The sequence below is a fragment of the Pilimelia anulata genome (assembly GCF_014647895.1).
Lineage (GTDB): Bacteria > Actinomycetota > Actinomycetes > Mycobacteriales > Micromonosporaceae > Pilimelia > Pilimelia anulata.
Map to the genome: position 1 here is coordinate 366,548 of NZ_BMQB01000006.1, position 21,973 is coordinate 388,520.

The following is a 21,973-nucleotide window of genomic DNA, read 5'->3' on the forward strand; positions in this document are numbered from 1 at the left end:
CCGCCCGCGTGTGGGAGGGTGGGTACATGCAGGGTCGTCGCATCGTCGCAGTGATCGGGGTGGCCGGCTTCGCGCTGGCCGGGCTCGTGGGTTGTCGGTCCGATCCGGGGGTCGCCGCGTACGTCGGCGACCGGCGGATCAGCGACACCGAGGTCGCGGCCGTCGCCGACGAGTACGTGGCCAGCCTGCCCGCCGCCAACCAGGCCGCCGTCAACCGGACCGACCTGCGCGCCCAGGTACTGCGGCTGATGATCGTCGGGGACGCCGTCGACGCGTACGCCAGGGCCAACAGCATCCCGGTCGCGCAGGTGCCGCTGAACGAGTTCGCCACCGCGCAGAAGCTGCCGCCGCAGATCCGGCTCACCCCGCTGTTCGCCAAGTACGTCGCCGGCCAGGACGCGCTGCGCAGCCGGGTCAAGCCGGTCGCGCCGTCGGAGGAGCAGAAGCGCGAGGCGTACCGCAACACCACCATCCAGGGCCGTCCGCTCAGCGAGCCGTTCGAGGCGGTGTCCAACAACTTCAGCACCGAGACCCTCGGCGTGCCGCTGGCGCTGCGCGACCTCGTGGCCAGGGCGCTGACCGACGCCCGGGTCACGGTGAACCCGCGGTACGGCAGCGACTTCCGGGTGCCGTTCGACATCCAGAGCGCCGAGTCGTACTACGCCGTGCCGATGGGCCCGTCGGTACCGGTCAAGGACGCGCCCGCCGACGCCCCGCGCACGGCCGCCCCGGCCGAGCCCGACCCGGGCCACGACCACGGGTGAGCGCCCGGGTCGTCCTGCTCGTCACCTCGCCGCGGCTGCCGGCGGGGCTGCTGTCGGCCGCCGCGTGGGACCTGCTGCGCGCGCACCCGGTGCTCGCCGCGGGTGAGTCGCCGGCCGTCGCGGCCGTCCGGGCCCAGGGCGTGCCGATCGCCGTACCGGCGGGGCCGCCCGCCGACGCGCTGCTGGCCGCCGCGGACGCCGACGGTACGGCCGTGTGGCTGGCGGCGCCCGACGGCGACGCCGCGCTCGCCCGGGAGCTGGGCCACCGGCTCGCCCGCGAGCCCGGCCGGGCCGCGCTGGAGGTGCTGCCCGGCTCGTGGGACCCGCCCGGCGCCCGGCTGCTCGACGTCGTCGCGGTGATCGACCGGCTGCTGTCGCCCGGCGGCGACCCGTGGAAGCGCCGGCAGACCCACCGCAGCCTCGCGCCGTACCTGATCGAGGAGTGCTACGAGACGTTCGACGCGATCGAGGCCGGCGACCCGGACGCGCTGCGCGAGGAGCTGGGGGATCTGCTGCTCCAGGTGGTCCTGCACGCCCGGCTGGGCGAGACCGCGGACGAGCCGTGGACGGTCGACGACGTCGCCGGCGACCTGGCGGAGAAGCTGATCCGGCGCAGCCCGCACGTGTTCGGCGACGCCGAGGTGACCGACCTGGACGCGATCACCGGGCAGTGGGAGCGGATCAAGCGGGCGGAGAAGGGCCGGACGTCGGCGTTCGACGGGATCGTGCTCGGCCAGCCGGCTCTCGCCCTGGCCGCCAAGATCCACGACCGGGCCGAGCGCGCGGGCCTCGCCGCCGGCGCCCGCCCCGCGGCCGCCCCGGAATCGCCGGACGGACCCGGCGTCGCACCGGCGGCCGGGTCGGCCGGGCCCGGCGGTGCGGTCGGGCCGCCCGGCGGGGAGGAGTCGGTAGGGGCGGCGCTGTACGCGCTGGCCGTCGCCGCGCGGCGCACGGGCTACGACCCGGAGGCCGCGCTGCGCCGCGCCGCGCTGGCCGAACTGTCCCGCCTCCGCGCCGCCGAGACCGTCGCCGCCCCGCCCGCGGCCGGCCCGGGGGCCGCCGGGCCGACCGCGGCCGGGCCGGGCGTCACCGCGCCGGGCGAGTAGGCCGCGGGCCGACCGCGAGCCCTCGATCGGGCCGGCCGGATCGTTGCGGGCCGGGTCAGCCGGCGCGGCCCGTGCGGGCGCGGAGCTGGGCCGCCAGCACGTGCCGGCGGATGCGGGTCGCCTGCGCCTCCGACGGCTCGAACACCACCACCACGTCGACGGAGCGCAGCGCCGGCTGCTCGATCACCCGCAGCACCCGCCCGCGGACGTCCACCGGCCCGTCGTCCAGGGCGAACTCCACCGACACCGGGTCGCCCGGCGCCACGTCCACGAACCGGAACCGCCCCCGCACGCCGCGCTCGCCGACGTCCACCACCTCGGCCTCGACCGGCTGGCCGGGCGGGTCGGTGCGGCGCAGCCGCAGCGGCTCGCCGCCGCCCCCGCGCACGTACGCCCGCTCCTGGGCGACCGCGACAGCGCCGACGACCTCGACGTCCCACGTGCCGTGCGGCTCGGGGCGGACGGTCGCCAGGTGCACCGGCGCGTCGTGCCGGCCGCGCTGGTCGGTCCAGCGCAGGCCCAGCGTCACGCCCGCCGCGGGGGCGTCCGCGGCGGCGATGGCGGCCGGGGCGGTGAGGGTCAGCCGGCCGGCGTCGGCGCGCTCCACCCGGCAGGGGTGCAGGACGCCGTCCACGACGACCTGGACCCGGGACCCCGTGCCGGGCAGGTTCGGTCCGCTCATCGCCCTGATCCTCCCACGCGCCGGCCGCGAATCCGGCCCGGCCGCGGGCCGAAGATCCCCGGGCGCGGGCCGAAGATCCGCCGCGGCGGGCCGGGGATCCGCCACGCGCGGGCCGGGGATCCTCCCATGCGCGAGCCGGGCCGGCGGGTCGGCCGGGGGACGCGCGGCGCGTCCCGTCACAGTTCCGCGGGCCGGCGCGGCGCGGCCCCACCGACTGGATACCCTCGCGGTGGGTGCCCGCAGGGATTCGGACAACCCGTACCGGACGTCGCGAGGAGGAGCAATGGCTACCATCGAGGCAATCTTGGCTCGGGAGATCCTGGACTCACGGGGCAACCCCACGGTCGAGGTCGAGGTCGGGCTGGACGACGGCTCCACCGGCCGGGCGGCCGTCCCCTCCGGGGCGTCGACCGGGGCGTTCGAGGCGGTGGAGCTGCGCGACGGGGAGACCGGCCGGTACCTCGGCAAGGGCGTGCGCAAGGCCGTCGAGAACATCGAGGAGCGGATCGTCGACGAGCTGATCGGCCACGAGGCCAGCGACCAGCGCGCGATCGACGCCGTCATGCTGGACCTGGACGGCACCCCGAACAAGGCCGACCTGGGCGCCAACGCGATCCTCGGCGTCTCGCTGGCCGTGGCCAAGGCCGCCGCCGACTCGGCCGACCTGAGCCTGTTCCGGTACCTGGGCGGCCCGACCGCGCACCTGCTGCCGGTGCCGATGATGAACATCCTCAACGGCGGCGCGCACGCCGACTCCAACGTCGACGTCCAGGAGTTCATGATCGCGCCGATCGGCGCGCCGACGTACGGCGACGCGCTGCGCTGCGGCACCGAGGTGTACCACGCGCTCAAGGCCGTGCTGCGCAAGCGGGACCTGTCCACCGGCCTCGGCGACGAGGGCGGCTTCGCGCCGAACCTGCCCACCAACGCCGCCGCCCTGGACCTCATCGCCGAGGCCGTCGAGAAGGCCGGGTACCGGCTCGGCGCCGACGTGGCGCTCGCCCTGGACGTGGCGGCGACCGAGTTCTTCGCCGACGGCGCGTACCGGTTCGAGGGCGCCGCCAAGAGCGCCGACGAGCTGGTCGCGTACTACACCAAGCTCGTCGAGAGCTACCCGATCGTGTCCATCGAGGACCCGCTGGCCGAGGACGACTGGGCCGGCTGGGCGGCGATCACCGCCGCGCTCGGCGCCCGGACCCAGCTCGTCGGCGACGACCTGTTCGTCACCAACCCCGAGCGGATCGCCCGCGGCATCGCCGAGCAGACCGCCAACGCGGTACTGGTCAAGGTCAACCAGATCGGCACGCTGACCGAGACGTTCGACGCGGTCGACCTGGCCCACCGCGCCGGCTTCCGGACGATGATGAGCCACCGCTCCGGCGAGACCGAGGACACCACGATCGCCGACCTCGCCGTCGCCGTCGGCAGCGGCCAGATCAAGACCGGCGCGCCGGCCCGGTCGGACCGGGTGGCCAAGTACAACCAGCTCCTGCGCATCGAGGAGGAGCTGGGCGACGCGGCCCGGTACGCCGGCGCCGCCGCCTTCCCGCGCCTGCGCGGCTGACCCCGCCGGAGCGGACCCACCGGGGGCGGCTCACCCGTACGGGTCGGCCGACGCACTACGATCGGGGCATGCAGCGTCGTCAGCCGGCCGGGCCGGGCACCACGCGGCGCGCCGGTCCGGCCCGCGCCGGCGGCGCCCGCGCCGGCCGGACCGGCGGCACGCCCCGCGGTACGGCCAGGGAGCGGGAGCCGCGCGACGGCGCCCGCCGCGCCCCGGCCGCTCGCCCCGCCGGGCCGCGCCGCGCCCCGGCGGGCCGCCCCGGCACCGAGCGGGTCAGCGCCCGGCCGCCGCGCCGGCTGACCGGGCGCGCCGGGGTGCTGCTGTTGCTGCTGTTGGCGCTCGCGCTGGGGTACACCTATCCGGTCCGCCAGTTGCTCAACCAGCGGGCGGAGATCGCCCGGCTGGAGGCCGCCAACGCCGCCAAGCGGGACAGCATCGACGCCCTGAAGGAGAAGAAGCTGCTCTGGGAGGACGAGGCGTACGTGGCCAAGGAGGCCCGCCGCCGGTTCTACATGATCTTCCCGGGCGAGAAGGCGTACGTCGTGTTCGACCGCGGCCCCGGCCCGGCCACCGCGCCGGACCGGCGCCCGGCCGAGCCGAGCTGGTCCGAGAAGCTGTGGTCCAGCGTCGCCTCGGCCGACGCCGCCGGCCGCCCCTGATCCCGCGCCCGCCACCGCGCACCCACCGCACCGCCCCGCGCCCGCACCGCACCGCACCGCCGAGTCGCCCAGCAACCCCCGGGAGCACCGTGAAGTCCGCACCGCCCGCGCTGCCGCACCGCGAGCCGGCCACGCCCGCCGACCTCGCCACCGTCGCGGCGCAGCTCGGCCGCACCCCGCGCGGCACCCGCGCCGTCGCCCACCGCTGCCCGTGCGGCAAGCCGGACGTCGTCGAGACGACGCCGCGGCTGGCCGACGGCACGCCGTTCCCGACGGTCTTCTACCTGACCTGCCCGAACGCCACCGCCGCGTGCAGCCGCCTGGAGTCCGGCGGGCTGATGCGGGAGATGGCGGACCGGCTGGCCGCCGAGCCCGAGCTGGCCGACCGGTACCGGCGGGCGCACGAGCACTACCTGGCCGTGCGCGGGGCGATCGGCGACGTACCCGAGATCGCCGGGGTGTCCGCGGGCGGGATGCCCGGCCGGGTCAAGTGCCTGCACGTCCACCTCGGGCACGCGCTGGCCGCCGGCCCGGGCGTGAACCCGTTCGGCGACGAGGTGCGCGAGCTGATCGGCGAGTTCTGGGCCACCCCCTGCCGCGGGGCGGACGCGTGAGCCGGGTCGCCGCCGTCGACTGCGGCACGAACTCGGTCCGGCTGCTCGTCGCCGACCTGCACCCGGCCGGCGCGACCGAGCTGGTCCGCGAGATGGAGATCGTCCGGCTCGGCGAGGGCGTCGACCGGACCGGCCGGCTCGCCCCCGCCGCGCTGGACCGCACCCGCGCGGCGCTGGCCCGGTACGCCGGGCTGATCGCCGCGCACGACTGCGCCCGGGTGCGGATGTGCGCGACCTCGGCCAGCCGGGACGCCGAGAACGCCGCCGAGTTCACCGCGATGGTCGAGGCCACCCTCGGCGTCACCCCGGAGGTCATCTCCGGCGCGGAGGAGGCCCGGCTCTCGTTCGCCGGGGCGATCGACGGCCTGGCGGCGCCCGGCCCGCGGCTGGTCGTCGACATCGGCGGCGGCTCGACGGAGTTCGTCCTCGGCGACACCGCGGTGGCGCACGCCCGGTCGGTCGACGTCGGCTGCGTCCGGATGACCGAGCGGCACCTGCACGCCGACCCGCCGACCGCCGACCAGGTCGCCGCGGCCGCCGCCGACATCACCGCGGCCGTCGACGCGGCGCTGGACGCGGTGCCCGGCCGCACGGCCGCGACGTTCGTCGGCCTGGCCGGCAGCGTGACGACCGTCGCGGCGCTGGCCCTGGGGCTGCGGGCGTACGACCCGGTCCGGCTGCACCACGCGGTGATCCCGTACGGGGATGTGGCGCGCGTCACCGACGAGCTGCTGACCAGCAGCGTTGCCGCCCGCCGGGCGCTGCCGGTCATGCACCCGGGCCGCGCGGACGTCATCGCGGCCGGCGCGTTGGTGCTGCGTACGGCTATGGAGCGTACGGGTCACCAATTCGTTACCGTCAGCGAGCACGACATCCTGGACGGGATCGCCGCCAGCCTGCGGTGATCGACAGTGGAGGAACTGTCGATTACCCGACAGTTCACCGCACCGCGCCGTGTCGGCGGGCACCGCTACACTGCCGCAGACCTCCCGAAAGGAACCGGCTGTGTCCACGCCACACCCGCCCTCATCGGGCCGTTACGACGCGCCGACCGACCGTCCCGACGCCGATGGCGCGCGCCCGGCCCCGCCGGCCGAGCCGCCGTACGTGCCGGTCCAGCGCGGCGCGCCGCCCGCCGACCCGGACGCCACCTCGATCGGCCTGACCCCGCCGCCGGGCTGGGGCCCGCCCGCCGCCGAGCCCGCGGCCGCGCCGCCCGCGCCCGACGCCCCGCCCGGCTGGGGTCCGCCGGCGCCCGCCGCCCCGCCCGTCGGCTGGGGCCTCTCCGCACCGGCGCCGGACCCCGCCGCGCCCCCGGTTCAGGACCCGTTCGGGTCGGCCGGCGACCGCTTCCCGCCGGCCGCCGGGGACCGGCTCCCGCCGGCCGCCGCGCCCGGTGACCCGTTCGCACCTCCCGGTGGCGGCGCGAACGGGGAGCCGTTCGGGCCGGCCGGCCCGTACCCGGCGGACGGCGCGCCGGCCGGCTGGGGGCCGCCCGCCGCCGGCCAGCCCGACCCCGCCCCGGCCGCCGAGCCGGACCCCGAACCCGCCGCGCCCCCGGCCGCCGCCCGCGAGCCCGGCCGGCGCAGCCCGTTCGTCAAGGTCATGCTCGTCATCGGCCTGGCCGCCGTCGTCCTCGCCGCCGCCGTGGGCTGGCAGGTCGCCCGGCACCTGACGTACGAGCCGGAGCCGCGCGCCGCCGTCGGCGAGTGCCTGGTCGGCGAGCAGCCGAAGGCGATGAAGAAGATCGCCTGCGGCGACGGCGCCGCCCGCTGGCGGGTGCTCGGCAAGGTCGACCAGATCACCGAGCAGCAGTTCAACGCGAGCAACACGATCTGCGCGGCGTACCCGGCCGCCGAGTACACCTTCTGGGAGGCCGCCGACCGCGACGGCGCCCGCGGTTACGCCCTGTGCCTGGGCCCGATCAAGCGCTGACCGGCGCGCCGGGTACGCCGGAAGCGCGGGCCGTGGCGGCGGTGCGCACGGCCGGCGGGGTCCGGGCGGCGGCCGGGCGCGCCCCGGACCTGCCGGCACTGGACCGCGCGGTCGTCGGCTGCTTCGCCTGCGCCCGGCTGGTCGCCTGGCGGGAGCGGGTCGCCGCGGAGAAGCGGGCCGCTTTCCGCGACCGGGAGTACTGGGGCCGCCCGGTCCCCGGCTTCGGCGACCCGGCCGCCCGGATCGCCATCCTCGGCCTCGCCCCCGCCGCGCACGGCGGCAACCGCACCGGCCGGGTCTTCACCGGCGACCGGTCCGGCGACGTACTGTTCGCCGCGCTGCACCGGGTCGGCCTGGCCAACCGGCCGGACAGCACGTCGCGCGACGACGGCCTCGCGCTGCGCGACACCCGGATCGCCGCCGCCGTCCGCTGCGCCCCGCCCGACAACAAGCCGACGCCCGCCGAGCGGGACACCTGCGCGCCGTGGCTGCACCGCGAGTTCGACCTGCTGCGGCCGACGCTGCGGGTGGTGGTCGCGCTGGGCGGGTTCGCCTGGGCGGCGTTCTGGCCGCTGCTGCGCGCGGTGTACGGCGCCCGCCCGCCCTCGCCCCGGCCGGCGTTCGGCCACGGCGCCCGCTGGCTGCCCGCCGATCCGGCGCTGCCGGCCCTGCTCGGCAGCTACCACGTCAGCCAGCAGAACACCTTCACCGGCCGGCTCACCCCGCCCATGCTCGACGCGGTGCTGGTCAGCGCGCGGGAGCTGGCCGAGGGTCGCCCGGATCACATGACTCGCTGATCACACCGGGGGTTCGGCGGGCGCCCGGGGGAGCAGGATGAGGCCATGAGTGCTGAGCGGATTCTCGTGGTCGGGGCGGGGCACGTGGGGCTGTACGCCGCGCTGCGCCTGTCCCGCAAGCTGCGCGGGGCCGAGGTGATCGTCGTCGATCCCCAGCCGCACATGACGTATCAGCCGTTCCTGCCGGAAGCGGCGGCGGGGAACATCTCGCCGCGGCACGCGGTCGTGCCGCTGCGCCGCGAGCTGCGCGGCTGCCGGGTGATCAACGGGCACGTCGCCCGGATCCGGCACGCCGACCGGGTCGCCACCGTCGAGCCGATCTCCGGGCCGCCGATCGACGTCCCGTACGACCACGTCATCGTCGCCCCCGGCTCGGTCTCCCGGACCCTGCCGGTCCCCGGCCTGCGCGAGCAGGGGATCGGGTTCAAGAGCATCGGCGAGGCCATCTACCTGCGCAACCACGTCCTCGAGCGGCTGGACGTCGCCGCGGCCACGGCCGACGCCGGCGTGCGCCGCCGGGCGCTGACGTTCGTCTTCGTCGGCGGCGGGTACGCCGGCATCGAGGCGCTCGCCGAGATGGAGGACATGGCCCGCGACGCGCTGCGCTACTACCCCGAGCTGACCCCGGCCGACATGCGCTGGGTGCTGGTCGAGGCGACCCAGCGGGTGCTGCCCGAGGTGGACCGCGACATGGGCGCGTACACCGTCCGGCAGCTCCTCAAGCGCGGCCTGGACATCCGGCTGGGCACCCGGCTCGAGTCCTGCGTGGACGGCGAGGTGGAGCTGTCCGACGGCGAGCGGTTCGACTCGGACACGATCGTCTGGACCGCGGGCGTGCGGCCGTCGCCGATGCTCAACCAGACCGACCTGCCGCGCGACGACCGCGGCCGGATCACCTGCGCGGCGACGCTCCAGGTGGTCGACGCCGACGGCCGGGTGGTGCCGGGCGCGTGGAGCGCCGGCGACTGCGCCGCCGTGCCCGACCTGACCGGCCCGCCCGGCGCGCTCTGCTCCCCGAGTGCGCAGCATGCGGTCCGGCAGGCCCGGCGGCTCGCCGACAACATCGCCGCGGTGGTCGCCGGGCGCGCGCCGCGGGAGTACCGGCACAAGCACGTCGGCAGCGTCGCCAGCCTGGGGCTGCACAAGGGCGTGGCGCAGGTGTACGGGATCAAGCTCACCGGGCTGCCGGCGTGGTTCATGCACCGGACGTACCACATGAGCCGGATCCCGTCGCTCAACCGCAAGGTGCGCGTGGTCGTCGACTGGACGCTCGCGCTGTTCACCCGGCGCGAGGTCGTGGCGCTGGGCCAGTTGGAGCACCCGCGGGAGAGCTTCGCCGAGGTCACCCCGCCGGTCCCGGCCGGCGACGGGCAGCGCCCGGCCGAGCAGCGCGGCTGACCGCCCGCCGGCCCCCGCCGCTGTCGCGCCGCGGGGGGGGCCGCACCGGGCTCAGCCGCGCTCGACCCGCCAGGTCGTCGCGTCCGCCAGCCGTGCGCCGGGCCGGGCGAACAGCGCGGTCAGCGCCGTCCGGATCGCCTCGGCGTTCGGCTCGGCGTCGACCACGGCGACGCAGTCGGCCCGCCAGAACTCCAGCGCCACCCGCAGCGCGTCCCGGTCCGCGGGCCCGACCGGGGGTACCGCGCCGGAGGTGGCGACCTCCTCCAGCCACTGCGCGATCGGGAACCGGGAGACGCCCATCGCGCCGCTGCCGTCGGTGCCGTACGGGCCGATGAAGAACCCCTCGGGGATGGCGAACGCGATGTTCGTGGCCGTCGGGTACCGCATCGGCCCCGGCCGCGGCGGCGTCGCCAGCGGCACGGTGACCAGCACGCCGTTCTCGGGCGCGCACTGCTTCCACGCCCCGCCGCTGATGAACGTCGGCAGCGGCGGCCGGGCCGACACCGGCAGCGGCGCCGGCGCGATCGGCAGCAGCGCGGCCGCGACCAGGGCCGGCACCCCCCAGCGGACGGCCCGCTCGGGGCGGCGCAGCGCGGCGTGCACGACGTACGCCAGGATCGCCGCGACCAGCGGGATCGCCGCGAGCGCGAACCGCATCGGCAGCGCCCCGTCGATGACCGGCACGTTCTTGATCGCCATGTACGGGCCGTAGAAGCCGGTCCGCTCGCCGTTGACCACGAGCTTCGGGCCGAGCGAGAACGCGGCCATCACCAGCGCGCCGACCGCGCAGGCGAGCACCGCCGGCTTGCGGATCAGCCAGACCGCCCCGGCGACCGCGACCAGGATCAGCGGCAGGCCGAGGAAGGTGTTGTACTCCGACGGCCCGGTGGTCAGCCGCGCCGCCGCGTCCGAGCCGGCCAGCGACAGCGGCGAGATGGCGATCCAGCTCGCCAGGTCGGCGGAGAAGTAGTCCGGCGCGAAGATCCCGTCCTTGACCCCCTGCGGGCCGAGGAACTGGAACCACAGCGGGTACGCCAGCGCCGCGCCCGCCACCACCGCCGTGACGGCCATCGCGGCCAGGAACCGCGGCGCCGCCCGGCGCGCCGCCGGCCGGGCCAGCGCGTACGCGCCGACGACGAACAGCAGCGTGAACGCGGTGAGGAACAGCACCTCCTCGCCGATGAACACCTGCACGAACACGGTCGCCGCCAGCGCCAGCGAAGCGACCCAGAAGGCGCGCTCGCGGCGCGGCGCGGCCGGGTCGCCGGTGCGGGCGAGCACGATCACCCACCAGACCATCAGCGGGACCAGCCACTGCGCGCTCATGTGCAGGTGCGAGATGTTCTGCGAGACCATCCCCGGCGCGAAGCCGCAGAACGCCCCGGCGATGCCGGCGGCCAGCCGGTGCCGGCGCAGGCCGCGGGCGAACAGCAGGTACCAGGCGGCGGCCGTGCCGGCGAGGTTCAGCGTGGCGAACAGCGCGAACGTCACCGGCGCGCCGAACGCCAGCGTGACCGGGGTGCCGAGCAGGCCGAGGGCGATGACCGTGGTGTTGGCCATCAGGTTGAACCCCTCGGGGGCGTTCAGCCGGTCGCTGAGCAGGCCGGACCCGCCGGTCCAGAGCAGCGTGTCGTTGGCCAGGAACCACTCGTACAGGGTCTGGTCCTCGGCGTTGAGCGAGAGCACCCGCTCGGTCGGCGCCACCCAGAGCTGGCTGAGGACGACGAACGCGGCCACCAGGTAGCCGGCGCACACCAGCACGTCGACCGCCGCCGGGCCGCGCCACCACCCCCGCCCACCCGTGGCCGACGGTACGGCGGCGGGCGGCTCGGTGGCCGGCGGTGCGGTGGCCGGCGGTGCCGCGGTGGCCGGTTCGGTGGCGGCCGGCTCCGCCCGCTCGGCGGCGGCCGGTGCCGGGGCGGTCGGTTCCGGCGCGGCCGGGGCCGCGGCGGACGGCTCGGCCGCGGTCGGCCCGGTGCTGGCGGCGGATCGGTCGTTGTCGAGGGGTGAGCTGTGCGTCACGCACCAGACCCTAACGGTGCGGTCCGGACGGGGGACCCCCCGCTCGGCGCCGGCGGGGTGTGCGTCCGTCCGATCGACCGGATACGGTGAGTGCGGGCTACCCCCCGCCCGGGTGGTGGAATGGCAGACACGGCCGCCTTAAAAGCGGCTGCCGAGAGGCGTGCGGGTTCGAGCCCCGCTCCGGGCACCGCAGCCCGGCGGCCGCCCGCCGGGCCCGCCGCGTCGCGTGTGCCGTACCGCACCCGATGTCGGATTGCCGACCGTGTCCGCGGTGGCGGACAGGCAGTACGCTTACGCGGTACGTCATGGTTGAGGAGGAGCGACGTGAAGAGTCACAACCCGGTGCTCAGCCGGCTGGGGGAGGCCGCGCAGCGGGAGCGGGCCGCCGGCTACGCACCGCCCGCCCCGGCCGGCCAGCCGTACCCGACGGGCGCCGGCTTCGGCGCGGCCCCGCCCGTCGTGGCACCGATGACGATCGACGACGTGGTGGTCCGCACTGTCGGCCTGCTGGCCCTGGTGGGCCTGGCCGGCGGGGTCGCCTGGGCCACGGTGCCCGACGGGCTGGCGCTGCCGGTCATGCTGGGCGCGGCCATGCTCGGCCTCGTGCTGGGCCTGGTCATCTCGTTCGCCCGGGTCACCAACCCGCTGGTCATCGGCGCGTACGCGCTGGTCGAGGGCGCGTTCGTGGGCCTGATCAGCAAGTACTTCGAGCAGCAGTTCCCCGGCATCGTCGTCCAGGCGGCGATCGGGACGTTCGGCACGTTCGTCCTCATGGCCGTCCTGTACCGGGTCCGGGCCATCCGGGCGACGCCGAAGTTCGCCCGCGGCGTGCTGTTCGCCCTGGTCGGCGTATTCGCGCTGATGGCGATCAACTTCGTGCTGGCGCTGTTCGGCGTGAACATGGGGCTGCGCGACGGCGGGGCGCTGGCCATCGGCTTCAGCGTCGTCTGCATCGTCGTGGCCGCACTGACGTTCATCCTCGACTTCAACCAGATCGAGGAGGGCGTCCGGTACGGGCTGCCGCGCAAGTTCGCCTGGAACTGCGCGTTCGGCCTGGTCGTCGGCCTGGTCTGGATGTACCTGGAGATCCTGCGGCTGATCGGCTACCTGCGCGACTGACGCCGCACGCATCGACCCGAACGGGGGCGCCGCGCCGCGGCCGCCCCCGTTCGGCGTTCCCGCCGCTGCCGGGACCGGCGGGTCAGCGGGCGGCCGGGCGGGCGAGTACGCTGCGCGCATGAGTGGGGCGGAACTGGCGCGGGTCGTCGATCTCCTCGTCGCCCAGGTGGCACAGTGGACGCCCGCCCGCTGGGCCACCCCGATCGAGGCCGGTGGGCCGTCGCGGGCCGAGGTCGTGCACGGGCTGGCCCAGCGCCTCGCCGACCTGGCCGCCGAGGCCGAGGGGGAGCCGCGCCGCGACCTGCCCCGGCTGGAGAACGACCTGGCCCTGCCGGACCAGCTCCGGGTGGTCACCCGCGACCTGCTCGTCGCCGGCGCCCCGGACGGCCTCACCCACGCCGCCGCGGCCGACGCCGCCGAGGTCCGCTCGACCCTCTGACGGTGCCGCCGGGCCCGCCGCCGCGCGGCGGCGGGCGGCCGGACGGCGCCCGCGCGGGCACCCCGGCCGGTCCGCCCGGCCGCTAGGACAGCCGCTCGAAGATCATCGCCATGCCCTGCCCGCCGCCCACGCACATCGTCTCCAGGCCCAGGGACCCGTCGTGCCAGTCCAGGGCGTTGAGCAGCGTGCCGGTGATCCGGGCGCCGGTCATGCCGAACGGGTGGCCGACCGCGATCGCGCCGCCCATCACGTTCAGCTTCTCGATCGGGATGTCCAGGTCCCGGTACGACGGGATCACCTGCGCCGCGAACGCCTCGTTGATCTCCACCAGGTCGATGTCCGCCATCGCCATCCCGGCCCGGGTCAGCGCCTGCCGGGACGCCTCGACCGGCCCCAGCCCCATGATCTCGGGGGACAGCGCGGTGACGCCCGAGCTGACGATCCGGGCCAGCGGCGTGATGCCCAGCTCGCGGGCGCGGGCGTCGCTCATGACCACCACGGCGGCGGCGCCGTCGTTGAGCGGGCAGCAGTTGCCGGCGGTGATCCGCCCGTCCGGCCGGAAGACCGGCTTCAGCCCGGCCACCCCGTCGAGGGTCACGCCGGGGCGCGGGCCGTCGTCGGTGCTGACGACCGTACCGTCGGGCAGCGTCACCGGGGTGATCTCGCGGGCCCAGAAGCCGTCGGTGATGGCCCGCTCGGCGAGGTTCTGGCTGCGGACGCCGAACTCGTCCATGTCCGCCCGGCTGACGCCCTTCAGCTCGGCCAGGTTCTCGGCGGTCTGGCCCATCGCCAGGTAGATGTCGGGCAGGTCGCCGCCCGCCCGCGGGTCCCGCCACGGCCCGTCGCCGCCGGCCGCCCGCCGGGCCGACCGGGTGCGGGCGGCGGCGAACCGCGGGTTCTGCCAGCCGCCGCCGACCAGCTCCGCGGCCTCGGGCGGGAGCGCGTCGGAGTTGCCCCGGGCGTACCGGGAGACGCACTCGACCCCGGCGGAGACGAACACGTCGCCCTCGCCGGCCCTGATCGCGTGGAAGGCCATCCGGGTGGTCTGGAGCGAGGAGGCGCAGTACCGGGTGACCGTGGCGGCCGGCAGCCGGTCGTACCCGAGCAGGGTGGCGACCACCCGGGCCATGTTGAAGCCCTGCTCGCCGCCGGGCAGGCCGCAGCCGAGGTACAGGTCGTCGATGGTGGCGGGGTCCAGTTCGGGGACCTTCGCCAGCGCGGCGGTGACCGCGGCGGCGGCGAGGTCGTCGGGGCGCAGCTCGCGCAGGGAGCCCTTGGCGGCGCGCCCGATCGGCGTACGGGCGGTGGCGACGATGACGGCTTCGGCCATGCACCCACAGTAGGCCGGAAATCACCCGAGCGCCCCGGGTCGGGGCGGGTCAGTGCTTGGTGGTCGGGCGGGAGACGGCGGCGAACAGCGCCGGCAGCATCGCGTGCGCCCAGACCCGGTACCCGTCGGCCGAGGGGTGGTACCCGTCCCGGCACAGCGTGCCCGCGTCCGCCCGGAACACCGGCCCGGTCAGCCCGCCCAGGTCGACCGCCGTACCGCCGGCCCGGCGCACCGCCGCGGCCTGCGCCCGGGCCAGCCGCCGCCCCTGCGCGCCGAGGAGCCGGCGCAGCGGCTGGGCCACCGCGCGGGCGGCGCCGAGGTCCGGACAGGTACCCACGACGACCGCGACGCCGGAGTCGGCGAGCCGGCGCACGGCAGCCCCCAGGTACGTGGCCGCGTCGACCCGGCGGCGCAGGCCGGTCACGTCGTTGGCGCCGACCAGGATCACCGCGACGTCCGGCCGCTCGCCGAGCAGCGCCCGGGCGACCTGGGTGGCGAGGTCGGTGGACCGGGAGCCGGAGACGCCGACGCTGGACAGGTGCACCCGCCGCGGCGGCAGCGTCGGCACGCCGGCCACCGCGCTGGCACCGCCCGCGGTCGGGTCGCCGGTGGCGAGGAACCGGGCGAGCTGCCCGCCGATCGTGTCGGTGACCCGGTCCACCCCGACGCCGAGCGCGGTGGAGTCGCCGAGCAGGACCAGCCGCAGCGGCGCCGCCGCCGGCGGGCCGAGCTGAGCCCGCAGGGTCAGGCCCAGCTCCGGCTGGGCGTACCGGCGACCCCGCGCCAGCAGCGCCTCGATGCCGAGCAGGGCGGCACCGCCCACCGTTGTGGCGATCATGGTGACCGCCGCCGCGCGTCCGAGCCGCATCATCGTGCACTCCACTGGGGAATCCGCCTGGCCACCGGCCAGCCTACGGGTCCGTCCGGTCGGTCGGGAATCGGTCGTGAGCAGGGAGTTCGCCTCAGCCGCCGGGTGCGCCCGGAGTGGCCGGCGCCGATCCGTGCGGCCCGCGGCGTCCGGTTCGGCGCCGGCCCCGCCACGCCGGGGGTTCAGCCGGACGGGCGGCCGGGCATCATGCGGGCGGGTGAGCGGGCCCGGGGCACCATGGAGGGTGGAGGTGAGCCGCATGACGAGTACCGGTCGAGCCGGTGCCGGCCAGGGTCGGACCTACGCGGGTCGGAGCAGCGCGGCGGGGCGCGGGCTGCGCCGCGCCACGGCGTTCCGGGCGCTGTGGCGGGCGCTGACCGCGGGCGCCCGCGGCGGGCCGTCGATCGGGGCGCGGCTGGCCGCGCTGCCCCGGATGCTGCGGGCGTCGCTGCGCGGCGAGTACGACGCCGGCTCGCGGATCCTGCTGATGGCGGCCGCCGCGCTGTACGTGGTCTCGCCCATCGACGCCGTGCCCGAGATCTTCCTGGCCGTCCTCGGCCTGGTCGACGACGCCGTGGTCATCACCTGGCTGGCGGGCAGCCTGCTGGCCGAGACCGAGCGGTTCCTGGAGTGGGAGCGCCGCCGCGCCGGCACGATCGACGGCGACGTCCTGCCCTGACCGCGCTCGCTACGATGGCGCTCGGTGGCGCGGGCGCGTCGGGACGGAGCTGAGTAGGTGCAGTACTTCGAGAACGTCGTCGAGGCGATCGGCAACACGCCGCTGGTCCGGCTGCGCAGCGTCGTCGGCGACGCCGCGCCGACCGTGCTCGCCAAGGTCGAGTACGTCAACCCGGGCGGCTCGGTCAAGGACCGGATCGCGGTCCGGATGGTCGAGGCGGCGGAGAAGTCCGGCGCACTGCGCCCCGGCGGCACGATCGTGGAGCCGACCAGCGGGAACACCGGCGTCGGGCTGGCCCTGGTGGCGCAGTTGCGCGGGTACCGGTGCGTGTTCGTCTGCCCGGACAAGGTCAGCGAGGACAAGCGCAACGTGCTGCGCGCGTACGGCGCCGAGGTGGTCGTCTGCCCGACCGCGGTGGCGCCGGAGGACCCGCGCTCGTACTACGAGGTCTCCGACCGGCTGGCCCGGGAGATCCCCGGCGCGTGGAAGCCGAACCAGTACGCGAACCCGGCCAACCCGCAGTCGCACTACGAGACCACCGGCCCGGAGCTGTGGCGGCAGACCGAGGGGCGGATCACCCACTTCGTCGCCGGCGTGGGCACCGGCGGCACGATCTCCGGCACCGGCCGGTACCTCAAGGAGGTCTCGGACGGCCGGGTGCAGATCATCGGCGCCGACCCGGAGGGGTCGGTGTACTCGGGCGGCACCGGGCGGCCGTACCTGGTCGAGGGGGTCGGCGAGGACTTCTGGCCGGAGACGTACGACCGGACGATCTGCGACCGGATCGTCGAGGTCTCCGACACCGAGTCGTTCGACATCACCCGGCGGCTGGCCCGGGAGGAGGGCCTGCTCGTCGGCGGCTCCTGCGGGATGGCCGCCGCCGCGGCGATCACCGTCGCCCGCGAGTGCGGCCCCGACGACGTCGTGGTGGTGCTGCTGCCGGACGGCGGGCGCGGGTACCTGTCCAAGATCTTCAACGACGACTGGATGGCCCGGTACGGCTTCCTGCACACCGGCCGCGAGGGCGCGACGGTGGCCGACGTGCTCGCCGGCAAGGACGGCGTCCTGCCGCAGCTCGTGCACGCCCACCCGACCGAGACGGTCCGGGACGCGATCGACTACATGCGCGAGTACGGCGTCTCCCAGCTCCCGGTGCTCAAAGCCGAGCCGCCGGTGGTCACCGGCGAGGTCGCCGGCGCGCTGTCGGAGAAGGCGCTGCTGGACGCCCTGTTCACCGGCCAAGCGCAGTTGCACGACATGGTCGAGAAGCACCTGGCCGAGCCGCTGCCGATGATCGGCGGCGGCCAGCCGGTCGGCGAGGCGGTGGCGCTGCTGGAGAAGGCGGACGCCGCGATGGTGCTCATCGAGGGCAAGCCGGCCGGCGTGCTCACCCGCCAGGACCTGCTGGCGCACCTCGGCCACTGACGGCCGTGAGAGCGGACGATCGGGTACGCCCCGATCGTCCGCTTTTTCGCGCCCGGCCCGCGGCGAGCGCGGCCCGGGTGGTCGGCTCACCGCATCGAGTGACGAAGAGGTGGGGGAAGTCGCACCGGTTGTCCGTTTTCTCGGCGCAACTCGCGCGTTAGTCCGGGTGGCAGCACGCCGACGACAACTCCAGACGCTCCCTCCGCGGGACCCCACGGCGCCCCGCCAGCGCCCCGGGTCCCGCACCAACCCGCCCAGGATCAGGTGATCGGCAAGCCTCCGCCGGTCCGACGCCTCCGGCCAGGCGTTTCTCCCCGGTTCACGGGCGGGAGCGGCGGGCGGGAGCACGCGCAGCGGTTCCCCCGCAAACTCCGCAGCGCGCGCTCCCGCCCAGCCCGAAGCTTTCTCGGCTCGATGGGCCCGCCACTCCCCGCGCACCCGGCCCGGCGCTCCCCGCTCCCGCGGCCCCGCTCCGGCCCGGTGCTCCCGTTCTCGCGGCCCCGCGCGCGGCGCCCCGCCGCCGGCCCGGCGGTCTCAGCTCTCGGCCAGGCCGGTGAAGCTCACGCCCCGGAAGGCCGCCAGCCGCTCGCCCGCCGCCGCCAGCGCCCGGTCCAGCGCCGCGCTCGCCGGCCGCCACCACTGCACCGCGAGGGCGAACCGCTTCCCGCTGGTCCGCGGCCGCCAGACCCCCGCCACCTCGCCGTCGACGAGGACGCCGCCGGGCCGCCCGATGACCGCCCACAGCGTCTTGTGCCGGGTGCCGTCGGGCAGGAGCAGGTCGCGGTCGCGGCCCTGCAGGTACGCGTCGTACGGCCCGACCAGCCGCAGCTCGCCCCTGACCGGCGTGGCGTCGGCCAGCGCCGGCAGGTCGTCGGCCAGCATCGCCAGCCCGCGGCGCGGGTCGTCGCGGACGCTGACCGGTACGGCGTCGTCGGGCCACAGCCGCTGCACGTCGCGCAGCGGCGCGTCCAGGAACGCCGCCACCTCCTTCGGCGTGGCCGGCCCGTGGAACCGCAGGTAGTTGCGGACCACGTCGAACCGCGGCGCGGCCCGGTCGCCGAGCGTGCCGAACGGGTTGGCCCGCAGCTTCGGGATGCGGCGCAGCACCGGGGGAGCGGTGTCCGGGGTCAGCTCCAGCGCCGCGGGCAGCATCGCCAGCCGGAACAGCATCTCGCCGGGGTGGGTGGCGCCGCACGGCCGGCAGTGCCGCAGGTACGGCTCCGGCAGCAGCTCGGTCAGCGCGGCCGACAGCCGCCCCTTCGGCGTACCCGCGGTGACGATCTTGCGGGCGGCGGCGGCGACGGTCGCCAGCGCCTCCAGCGCCGGGATGTCGGCGGCCCGGAGCGTGCGGTTGGCGTCGAAGATCCGCTTGCCGGCGTCGGCCTCGGAGAACGGCGCGGTAGCGACGGTGACGGCGGCGGCGTCGGCCCGCCGGTACAGGTGCGGGGCGCCGCGCAGCGTCCAGGCCAGCAGGTGCTCGGCCGGGGCGGGCGCCCCGCCGCCGCGGATGTGCAGCGCCCAGGCGGCGCCGTCCGGTCCGGTGTCCTGCACGCCGTGGTCGAGCAGGTCGACGCCGCGCGCGCCGCTGCCGTCGAGCTGCTGCCGCTGCCACCGGTACGCCAGGACCCCGCGCCGGGGGTACGCCCGCTCCGCCATGCCCGTAGCGTACGGGCGGGGTGTGACGCGGGGGTCACAGCCGGCGATACATCACGTGCAGCCCGACCCGGCCGTGCCGCCGCGACTCGAACGCCCCCGGCACCGTACCGACGACCTCGAACCCCAGGTCGCGCCACAGGTTGACGGCGGCGGTGTTGGTCTCGACGACGGCGTTGAACTGCATCGCGGCGTAGCCGGCGGCGCGCGCCCGGCCCAGGACGTCGACGCCCAGGGCGCGGCCGACGCCGCGGCCGCGGGCGGCCGGCGCCACGATGAAGCTCGCGGTGGCGACGTGGGCGCCGCGGCCCGGGCGGTTGGGGCCGAGTTTGGCGGAGCCGAGGACCGTGCCGCCGTCGTCCACCGCGACGAGGGTGAGGGCCGGCGGGGGTTCGTGCCAGATGGCGCGGAGGGTGGGCTCGTCGTCGGGGTACGCGTAGGTCTCGCCGTCGGCGACGATCGCGGCCAGGATGGGGGCGATCGAGGGCCAGTCGGCGGCAGTGGCGGGGCGGATCTCCATGGGGCAATTCCAGCGCATTCCCGTTCCCGGGGCAACGAATTATGGTTCGAGAATCACTCAATGCCCGCGGGACTCGTGAATGTGGGCAGCGGCCTGTTGTTCGAACAACTCAATCATGGTGATCTGTAGCAATGGGTGACGTGCGATGTGCATGAGTGTCGGTACCACGACGTGCCGCGTGTCCCGTTGTCGCAGCAGTGTGAGCAGCGCCATCAGGGAGCTGTGTGAGCCGTGGTGGTGCTCGTAGAAGATGTCCGCCAGGCTGTAGCCCTCATTGACGGCGAATTCGTAGAGGAGCCATTCGTTCTCTCGCCGCTCGTGGTCGTGCACGTCCGGCGGTACCGAAGGTATCCGTAGATCAACGGTCGCATGCCTCTCTTCCGGCTGGGCGCGGCCGGCAGCGGGTTCGTTGGAGTCACCCCTTCGACATCCGACTCCGCGCCCGGCGTTGCCGGCCGGCTCGGTTCACTCTGGCCCGAAGCGGCCCGCCCCTCGACGGCGTAACTGCGGCAGGTCTGTGGCATTCCGGATGCAGGTCGCGCGTGACTCATGTGGACATCGGAATCCTGGCGTGCCCTACCATGCTGTTCAGCAGCCCTCGGGAGGATGAGGCCGTGCCCCACAGACGGGGGAACTCGCGCGCCGCCGCCGGGTCCTCGGATTCAGCCAGGAACGGCTGGCACACGAACTCGGGGTGGACCGGACGACAGTGGCGCGCTGGGAGATCGGCGCGACAGACCCGCAGCCGTGGGCCAGACCGAGGCTCGCCGCGGCTCTGGCAGTCGGCCTGGACGAGCTGGCCCGGCTCCTCGACCCCGCGAGCGCAGCGGGCAGTCAGCGCCACCCAGCGGGAGAGCGGCCGGTACCGGCCGCTGACGGTGCCGCGTTCGCGGCCGCCATGCAGTCGTTCCGCATAGCCGACCGGCAGGTCGGCGGCGCCACCTGTACGCGACGGTGATCAATTACCTGCGCAGCGAAGTATGCCCGCAACTCGTTGGTTCGGGCGGAGCGTCCCGTGCCACCTTCACCGCCGCAGCGGCCTTCACGGAAATGGCAGGATGGATGGCTCACGACGTCGGGCGTACGCTCGCCGCTGAGCGTCATTTCAGTCGCGCGCTGGACCTGGCTCGCGCGGGTGATGATCGGTTCATCGAGGCGCACATATTGGCGAGCATGAGCCACTTGGCCAACTATCGGCGGAACCCGATCGCGGGAATGGAGTACCCACATCGGGCATTGGTGATGCTCGCCGACGGGCCGCGGTATCCGGTTCTCGAAGCGCGGCTCATCGCCATGCAGGCGCGCGCCCGGGCCGGCCTGCGGCGACCGAGGGAGACCGCCGATCTGCTGATTCGGGCCGAGTGGGCACTCGCCGCGTCGCCCGCAGTCGAGCATTCGCAGTGGGTCAGCGGCTTCGATGAGGGCGCGCTGGCCGCCGAAGCGGCGCGGTGTATGTACGACCTCGTCGACATCGCCGGGGCGGAGCGGCAGGCCCACCGCGTCGTGGAGCTGCGCGCGGACGATCGGCTGCGGAGTCGCGCGTTCGGGCAGCTCCCTCTAGTGGCCGCCCTATTGCGCCGGGGCGAGGTGCCGGCGGCATGCAGCCTGGCCACGCGCGTGCTCGACGCCACGCAGCATCTCGGCTCGTTCCTGGTGGTCGAGCAGCTCGCCGGCTTCCGGCGCACGGTGGAACCGCACCGGCGTAACACGTCCGTCGCGGCATTCACGGCTCGTCTCGATGAAGCCCTCGTCGCGCGTCGGTGGCTCTGCCACGGGCCCGCGGAGGATGGCTATCCATCAACCCGTGAGGAGGCATGGTGAACGATGAGGTGCCGCTGTACCGGCGGGATCCGGTGGCGTGGCGGGCGCATCTCGCGGCGGGCAACGCGACGCAGCCGCGCAAGCGGGTCAGCGCCGACCTGCTGATCCGCGACCCCGCCGGCCGGATCCTGCTCGTGGATCCGACGTACAAGCCCGGCTGGGACCTGCCCGGCGGCAGGGCCGAGGCGAACGAGCCGCCCGCCGCCGCGGCCCGGCGCGAGGTGCGCGAGGAACTGGGCCTGGACGTACCGCTCGGCCGGCTGCTGGTCGTGGACTGGGTGGCGCCGCACGACCCGTGGGACGACCTGCTGGCCTTCATCTTCGACGGGGGCGTGCCGTCCGCTGCTGTCCTGGCCGGCCTGGAACTGGGTAACGGTGAGCTCGCGGCGTACGCGTTCTGCGACCCGGCCGCGGCGGCGGAGCGCCTGCGCCCGCACGTGTGGCGACGGGCGGCCGCGGCACTCGACGCCCTGGCCGGCGGCCCGGCGCGTTACTTGCAGGACGGTCGAGTGGGCTAGGGAGCGTCTTATGGATCAGTGGGTCGTTGGGTGGGCATGGCTGCTCGTCGGTGGGTCTCT

General features: G+C 75.8%; 22 protein-coding genes, 1 tRNA gene and 1 pseudogene. 17 read left to right on the forward strand and 7 right to left on the reverse strand.

The features are described from left to right. The first annotated feature begins 26 nt into the window (after positions 1-26). Positions 27-764 (forward strand): SurA N-terminal domain-containing protein, encoded by a 738-nt coding sequence (locus IEY94_RS15860; RefSeq protein WP_189170936.1) that lies wholly within the window; start codon positions 27-29, stop codon positions 762-764. After that, positions 761-1,870 (forward strand): nucleoside triphosphate pyrophosphohydrolase, encoded by a 1,110-nt coding sequence (locus tag IEY94_RS15865; protein WP_189170937.1) that lies wholly within the window; start codon positions 761-763, stop codon positions 1,868-1,870. The genes IEY94_RS15860 and IEY94_RS15865 overlap by 4 nt, the downstream gene beginning before the upstream one ends. 55 nt (positions 1,871-1,925) lie before the next feature. On the opposite strand, the gene IEY94_RS15870 is transcribed toward IEY94_RS15865, so the two are convergent. After that, a complete protein-coding gene (locus tag IEY94_RS15870) occupies positions 1,926-2,552 on the reverse strand; it encodes a PilZ domain-containing protein (protein ID WP_189170938.1) in 627 nt (208 codons plus the stop codon). A gap of 283 nt (positions 2,553-2,835) precedes the next feature. Between IEY94_RS15870 and eno the strand changes: the two genes are divergently transcribed. The 7 genes from eno (at position 2,836) to IEY94_RS15905 (ending at position 9,519) form a co-directional block, all read left to right on the forward strand. Continuing rightward, complete coding sequence (eno, locus tag IEY94_RS15875) at positions 2,836-4,116, forward strand: phosphopyruvate hydratase (RefSeq protein ID WP_189170939.1); 1,281 nt, start codon at positions 2,836-2,838, stop codon at positions 4,114-4,116. 68 nt (positions 4,117-4,184) lie between these two features. Continuing rightward, entirely contained in the window at positions 4,185-4,775 is a 591-nt protein-coding gene (locus IEY94_RS15880) for a septum formation initiator family protein (RefSeq protein ID WP_189170940.1), read from the forward strand. Between the two features lie 89 nt (positions 4,776-4,864). After that, positions 4,865-5,389 carry a DUF501 domain-containing protein gene (locus tag IEY94_RS15885; protein ID WP_229784010.1) on the forward strand — a complete coding sequence of 175 codons (525 nt, stop codon included), beginning with the start codon at positions 4,865-4,867 and terminating at the stop codon, positions 5,387-5,389. After that, positions 5,386-6,294, forward strand: a complete 909-nt coding sequence (locus tag IEY94_RS15890) for a Ppx/GppA phosphatase family protein (RefSeq protein WP_189170941.1) — start codon at positions 5,386-5,388, stop codon at positions 6,292-6,294. The genes IEY94_RS15885 and IEY94_RS15890 overlap by 4 nt, the downstream gene beginning before the upstream one ends. A gap of 100 nt (positions 6,295-6,394) precedes the next feature. Beyond that, a complete protein-coding gene (locus IEY94_RS15895) occupies positions 6,395-7,324 on the forward strand; it encodes an LppU/SCO3897 family protein (protein WP_189170942.1) in 930 nt (309 codons plus the stop codon). A 32-nt stretch (positions 7,325-7,356) separates the two neighbouring features. Next, positions 7,357-8,121: a uracil-DNA glycosylase gene (locus tag IEY94_RS15900; protein WP_373291300.1), complete on the forward strand. Its 765-nt coding sequence runs from the start codon at positions 7,357-7,359 to the stop codon at positions 8,119-8,121. Between the two features lie 45 nt (positions 8,122-8,166). Further along, positions 8,167-9,519, forward strand: coding sequence for an NAD(P)/FAD-dependent oxidoreductase (locus tag IEY94_RS15905; protein ID WP_189170943.1), 1,353 nt, complete (start codon positions 8,167-8,169; stop codon positions 9,517-9,519). A gap of 51 nt (positions 9,520-9,570) precedes the next feature. Here IEY94_RS15905 and IEY94_RS15910 read toward each other — a convergent pair whose 3' ends face one another. Continuing rightward, positions 9,571-11,541: a hypothetical protein gene (locus IEY94_RS15910; protein WP_189170944.1), complete on the reverse strand. Its 1,971-nt coding sequence runs from the start codon at positions 11,539-11,541 to the stop codon at positions 9,571-9,573. 106 nt (positions 11,542-11,647) lie between these two features. Between IEY94_RS15910 and IEY94_RS15915 the strand changes: the two genes are divergently transcribed. The 3 genes from IEY94_RS15915 to IEY94_RS15925 all read left to right on the forward strand — a co-directional run bounded on the left by IEY94_RS15915 (position 11,648) and on the right by IEY94_RS15925 (position 13,099). Beyond that, a tRNA-Leu gene (locus IEY94_RS15915) sits at positions 11,648-11,728 on the forward strand. Positions 11,729-11,865: 137 nt separating this feature from the next. Next, positions 11,866-12,660, forward strand: a complete 795-nt coding sequence (locus tag IEY94_RS15920) for a Bax inhibitor-1/YccA family protein (RefSeq protein ID WP_189170945.1) — start codon at positions 11,866-11,868, stop codon at positions 12,658-12,660. A 118-nt stretch (positions 12,661-12,778) separates the two neighbouring features. Then, a complete protein-coding gene (locus IEY94_RS15925) occupies positions 12,779-13,099 on the forward strand; it encodes a hypothetical protein (RefSeq protein ID WP_189170946.1) in 321 nt (106 codons plus the stop codon). Positions 13,100-13,181: 82 nt separating this feature from the next. On the opposite strand, the gene IEY94_RS15930 is transcribed toward IEY94_RS15925, so the two are convergent. Both IEY94_RS15930 and IEY94_RS15935 read right to left on the reverse strand, forming a co-directional pair. Next, positions 13,182-14,429 carry an acetyl-CoA C-acetyltransferase gene (locus tag IEY94_RS15930; protein WP_189170947.1) on the reverse strand — a complete coding sequence of 416 codons (1,248 nt, stop codon included), beginning with the start codon at positions 14,427-14,429 and terminating at the stop codon, positions 13,182-13,184. A 49-nt stretch (positions 14,430-14,478) separates the two neighbouring features. Beyond that, positions 14,479-15,300, reverse strand: coding sequence for an SGNH/GDSL hydrolase family protein (locus tag IEY94_RS15935; RefSeq protein ID WP_189170948.1), 822 nt, complete (start codon positions 15,298-15,300; stop codon positions 14,479-14,481). A gap of 256 nt (positions 15,301-15,556) precedes the next feature. Here IEY94_RS15935 and IEY94_RS15940 point away from each other — a divergent pair, with 256 nt between their 5' ends. Then, entirely contained in the window at positions 15,557-15,976 is a 420-nt protein-coding gene (locus IEY94_RS15940) for a YkvA family protein (RefSeq protein WP_189170949.1), read from the forward strand. Between the two features lie 57 nt (positions 15,977-16,033). Then, positions 16,034-17,401, forward strand: a complete 1,368-nt coding sequence (locus IEY94_RS15945) for a cystathionine beta-synthase (RefSeq protein ID WP_189170950.1) — start codon at positions 16,034-16,036, stop codon at positions 17,399-17,401. Between the two features lie 534 nt (positions 17,402-17,935). On the opposite strand, the gene IEY94_RS15950 is transcribed toward IEY94_RS15945, so the two are convergent. From IEY94_RS15950 to IEY94_RS15960, 3 genes are read right to left on the reverse strand one after another with little or no spacing between them, the layout of a single operon-like run. Further along, on the reverse strand, positions 17,936-19,057 hold the full coding sequence (locus tag IEY94_RS15950; protein WP_189170951.1) for a DNA glycosylase AlkZ-like family protein: 1,122 nt from the start codon (positions 19,055-19,057) through the stop codon (positions 17,936-17,938). Between the two features lie 34 nt (positions 19,058-19,091). Continuing rightward, positions 19,092-19,574: a GNAT family N-acetyltransferase gene (locus IEY94_RS15955; protein WP_189170952.1), complete on the reverse strand. Its 483-nt coding sequence runs from the start codon at positions 19,572-19,574 to the stop codon at positions 19,092-19,094. 57 nt (positions 19,575-19,631) lie between these two features. Continuing rightward, positions 19,632-19,904 carry a recombinase family protein gene (locus IEY94_RS15960; protein ID WP_189170953.1) on the reverse strand — a complete coding sequence of 91 codons (273 nt, stop codon included), beginning with the start codon at positions 19,902-19,904 and terminating at the stop codon, positions 19,632-19,634. Between the two features lie 313 nt (positions 19,905-20,217). Here IEY94_RS15960 and IEY94_RS24195 point away from each other — a divergent pair. From IEY94_RS24195 to IEY94_RS15975, 3 genes and pseudogenes are all read left to right on the forward strand, one after another. Continuing rightward, positions 20,218-20,532: pseudogene (locus IEY94_RS24195) on the forward strand (helix-turn-helix domain-containing protein); the annotation flags it as partial. Beyond that, a complete protein-coding gene (locus IEY94_RS15970; protein ID WP_505849401.1) occupies positions 20,517-21,395 on the forward strand; it encodes an NsdA family TPR-like regulatory protein in 879 nt (292 codons plus the stop codon). The pseudogene IEY94_RS24195 and the gene IEY94_RS15970, both read left to right, overlap by 16 nt. Next, complete coding sequence (locus IEY94_RS15975; protein WP_229784012.1) at positions 21,392-21,913, forward strand: NUDIX domain-containing protein; 522 nt, start codon at positions 21,392-21,394, stop codon at positions 21,911-21,913. The genes IEY94_RS15970 and IEY94_RS15975 overlap by 4 nt, the downstream gene beginning before the upstream one ends. Positions 21,914-21,973: the final 60 nt, after the last annotated feature.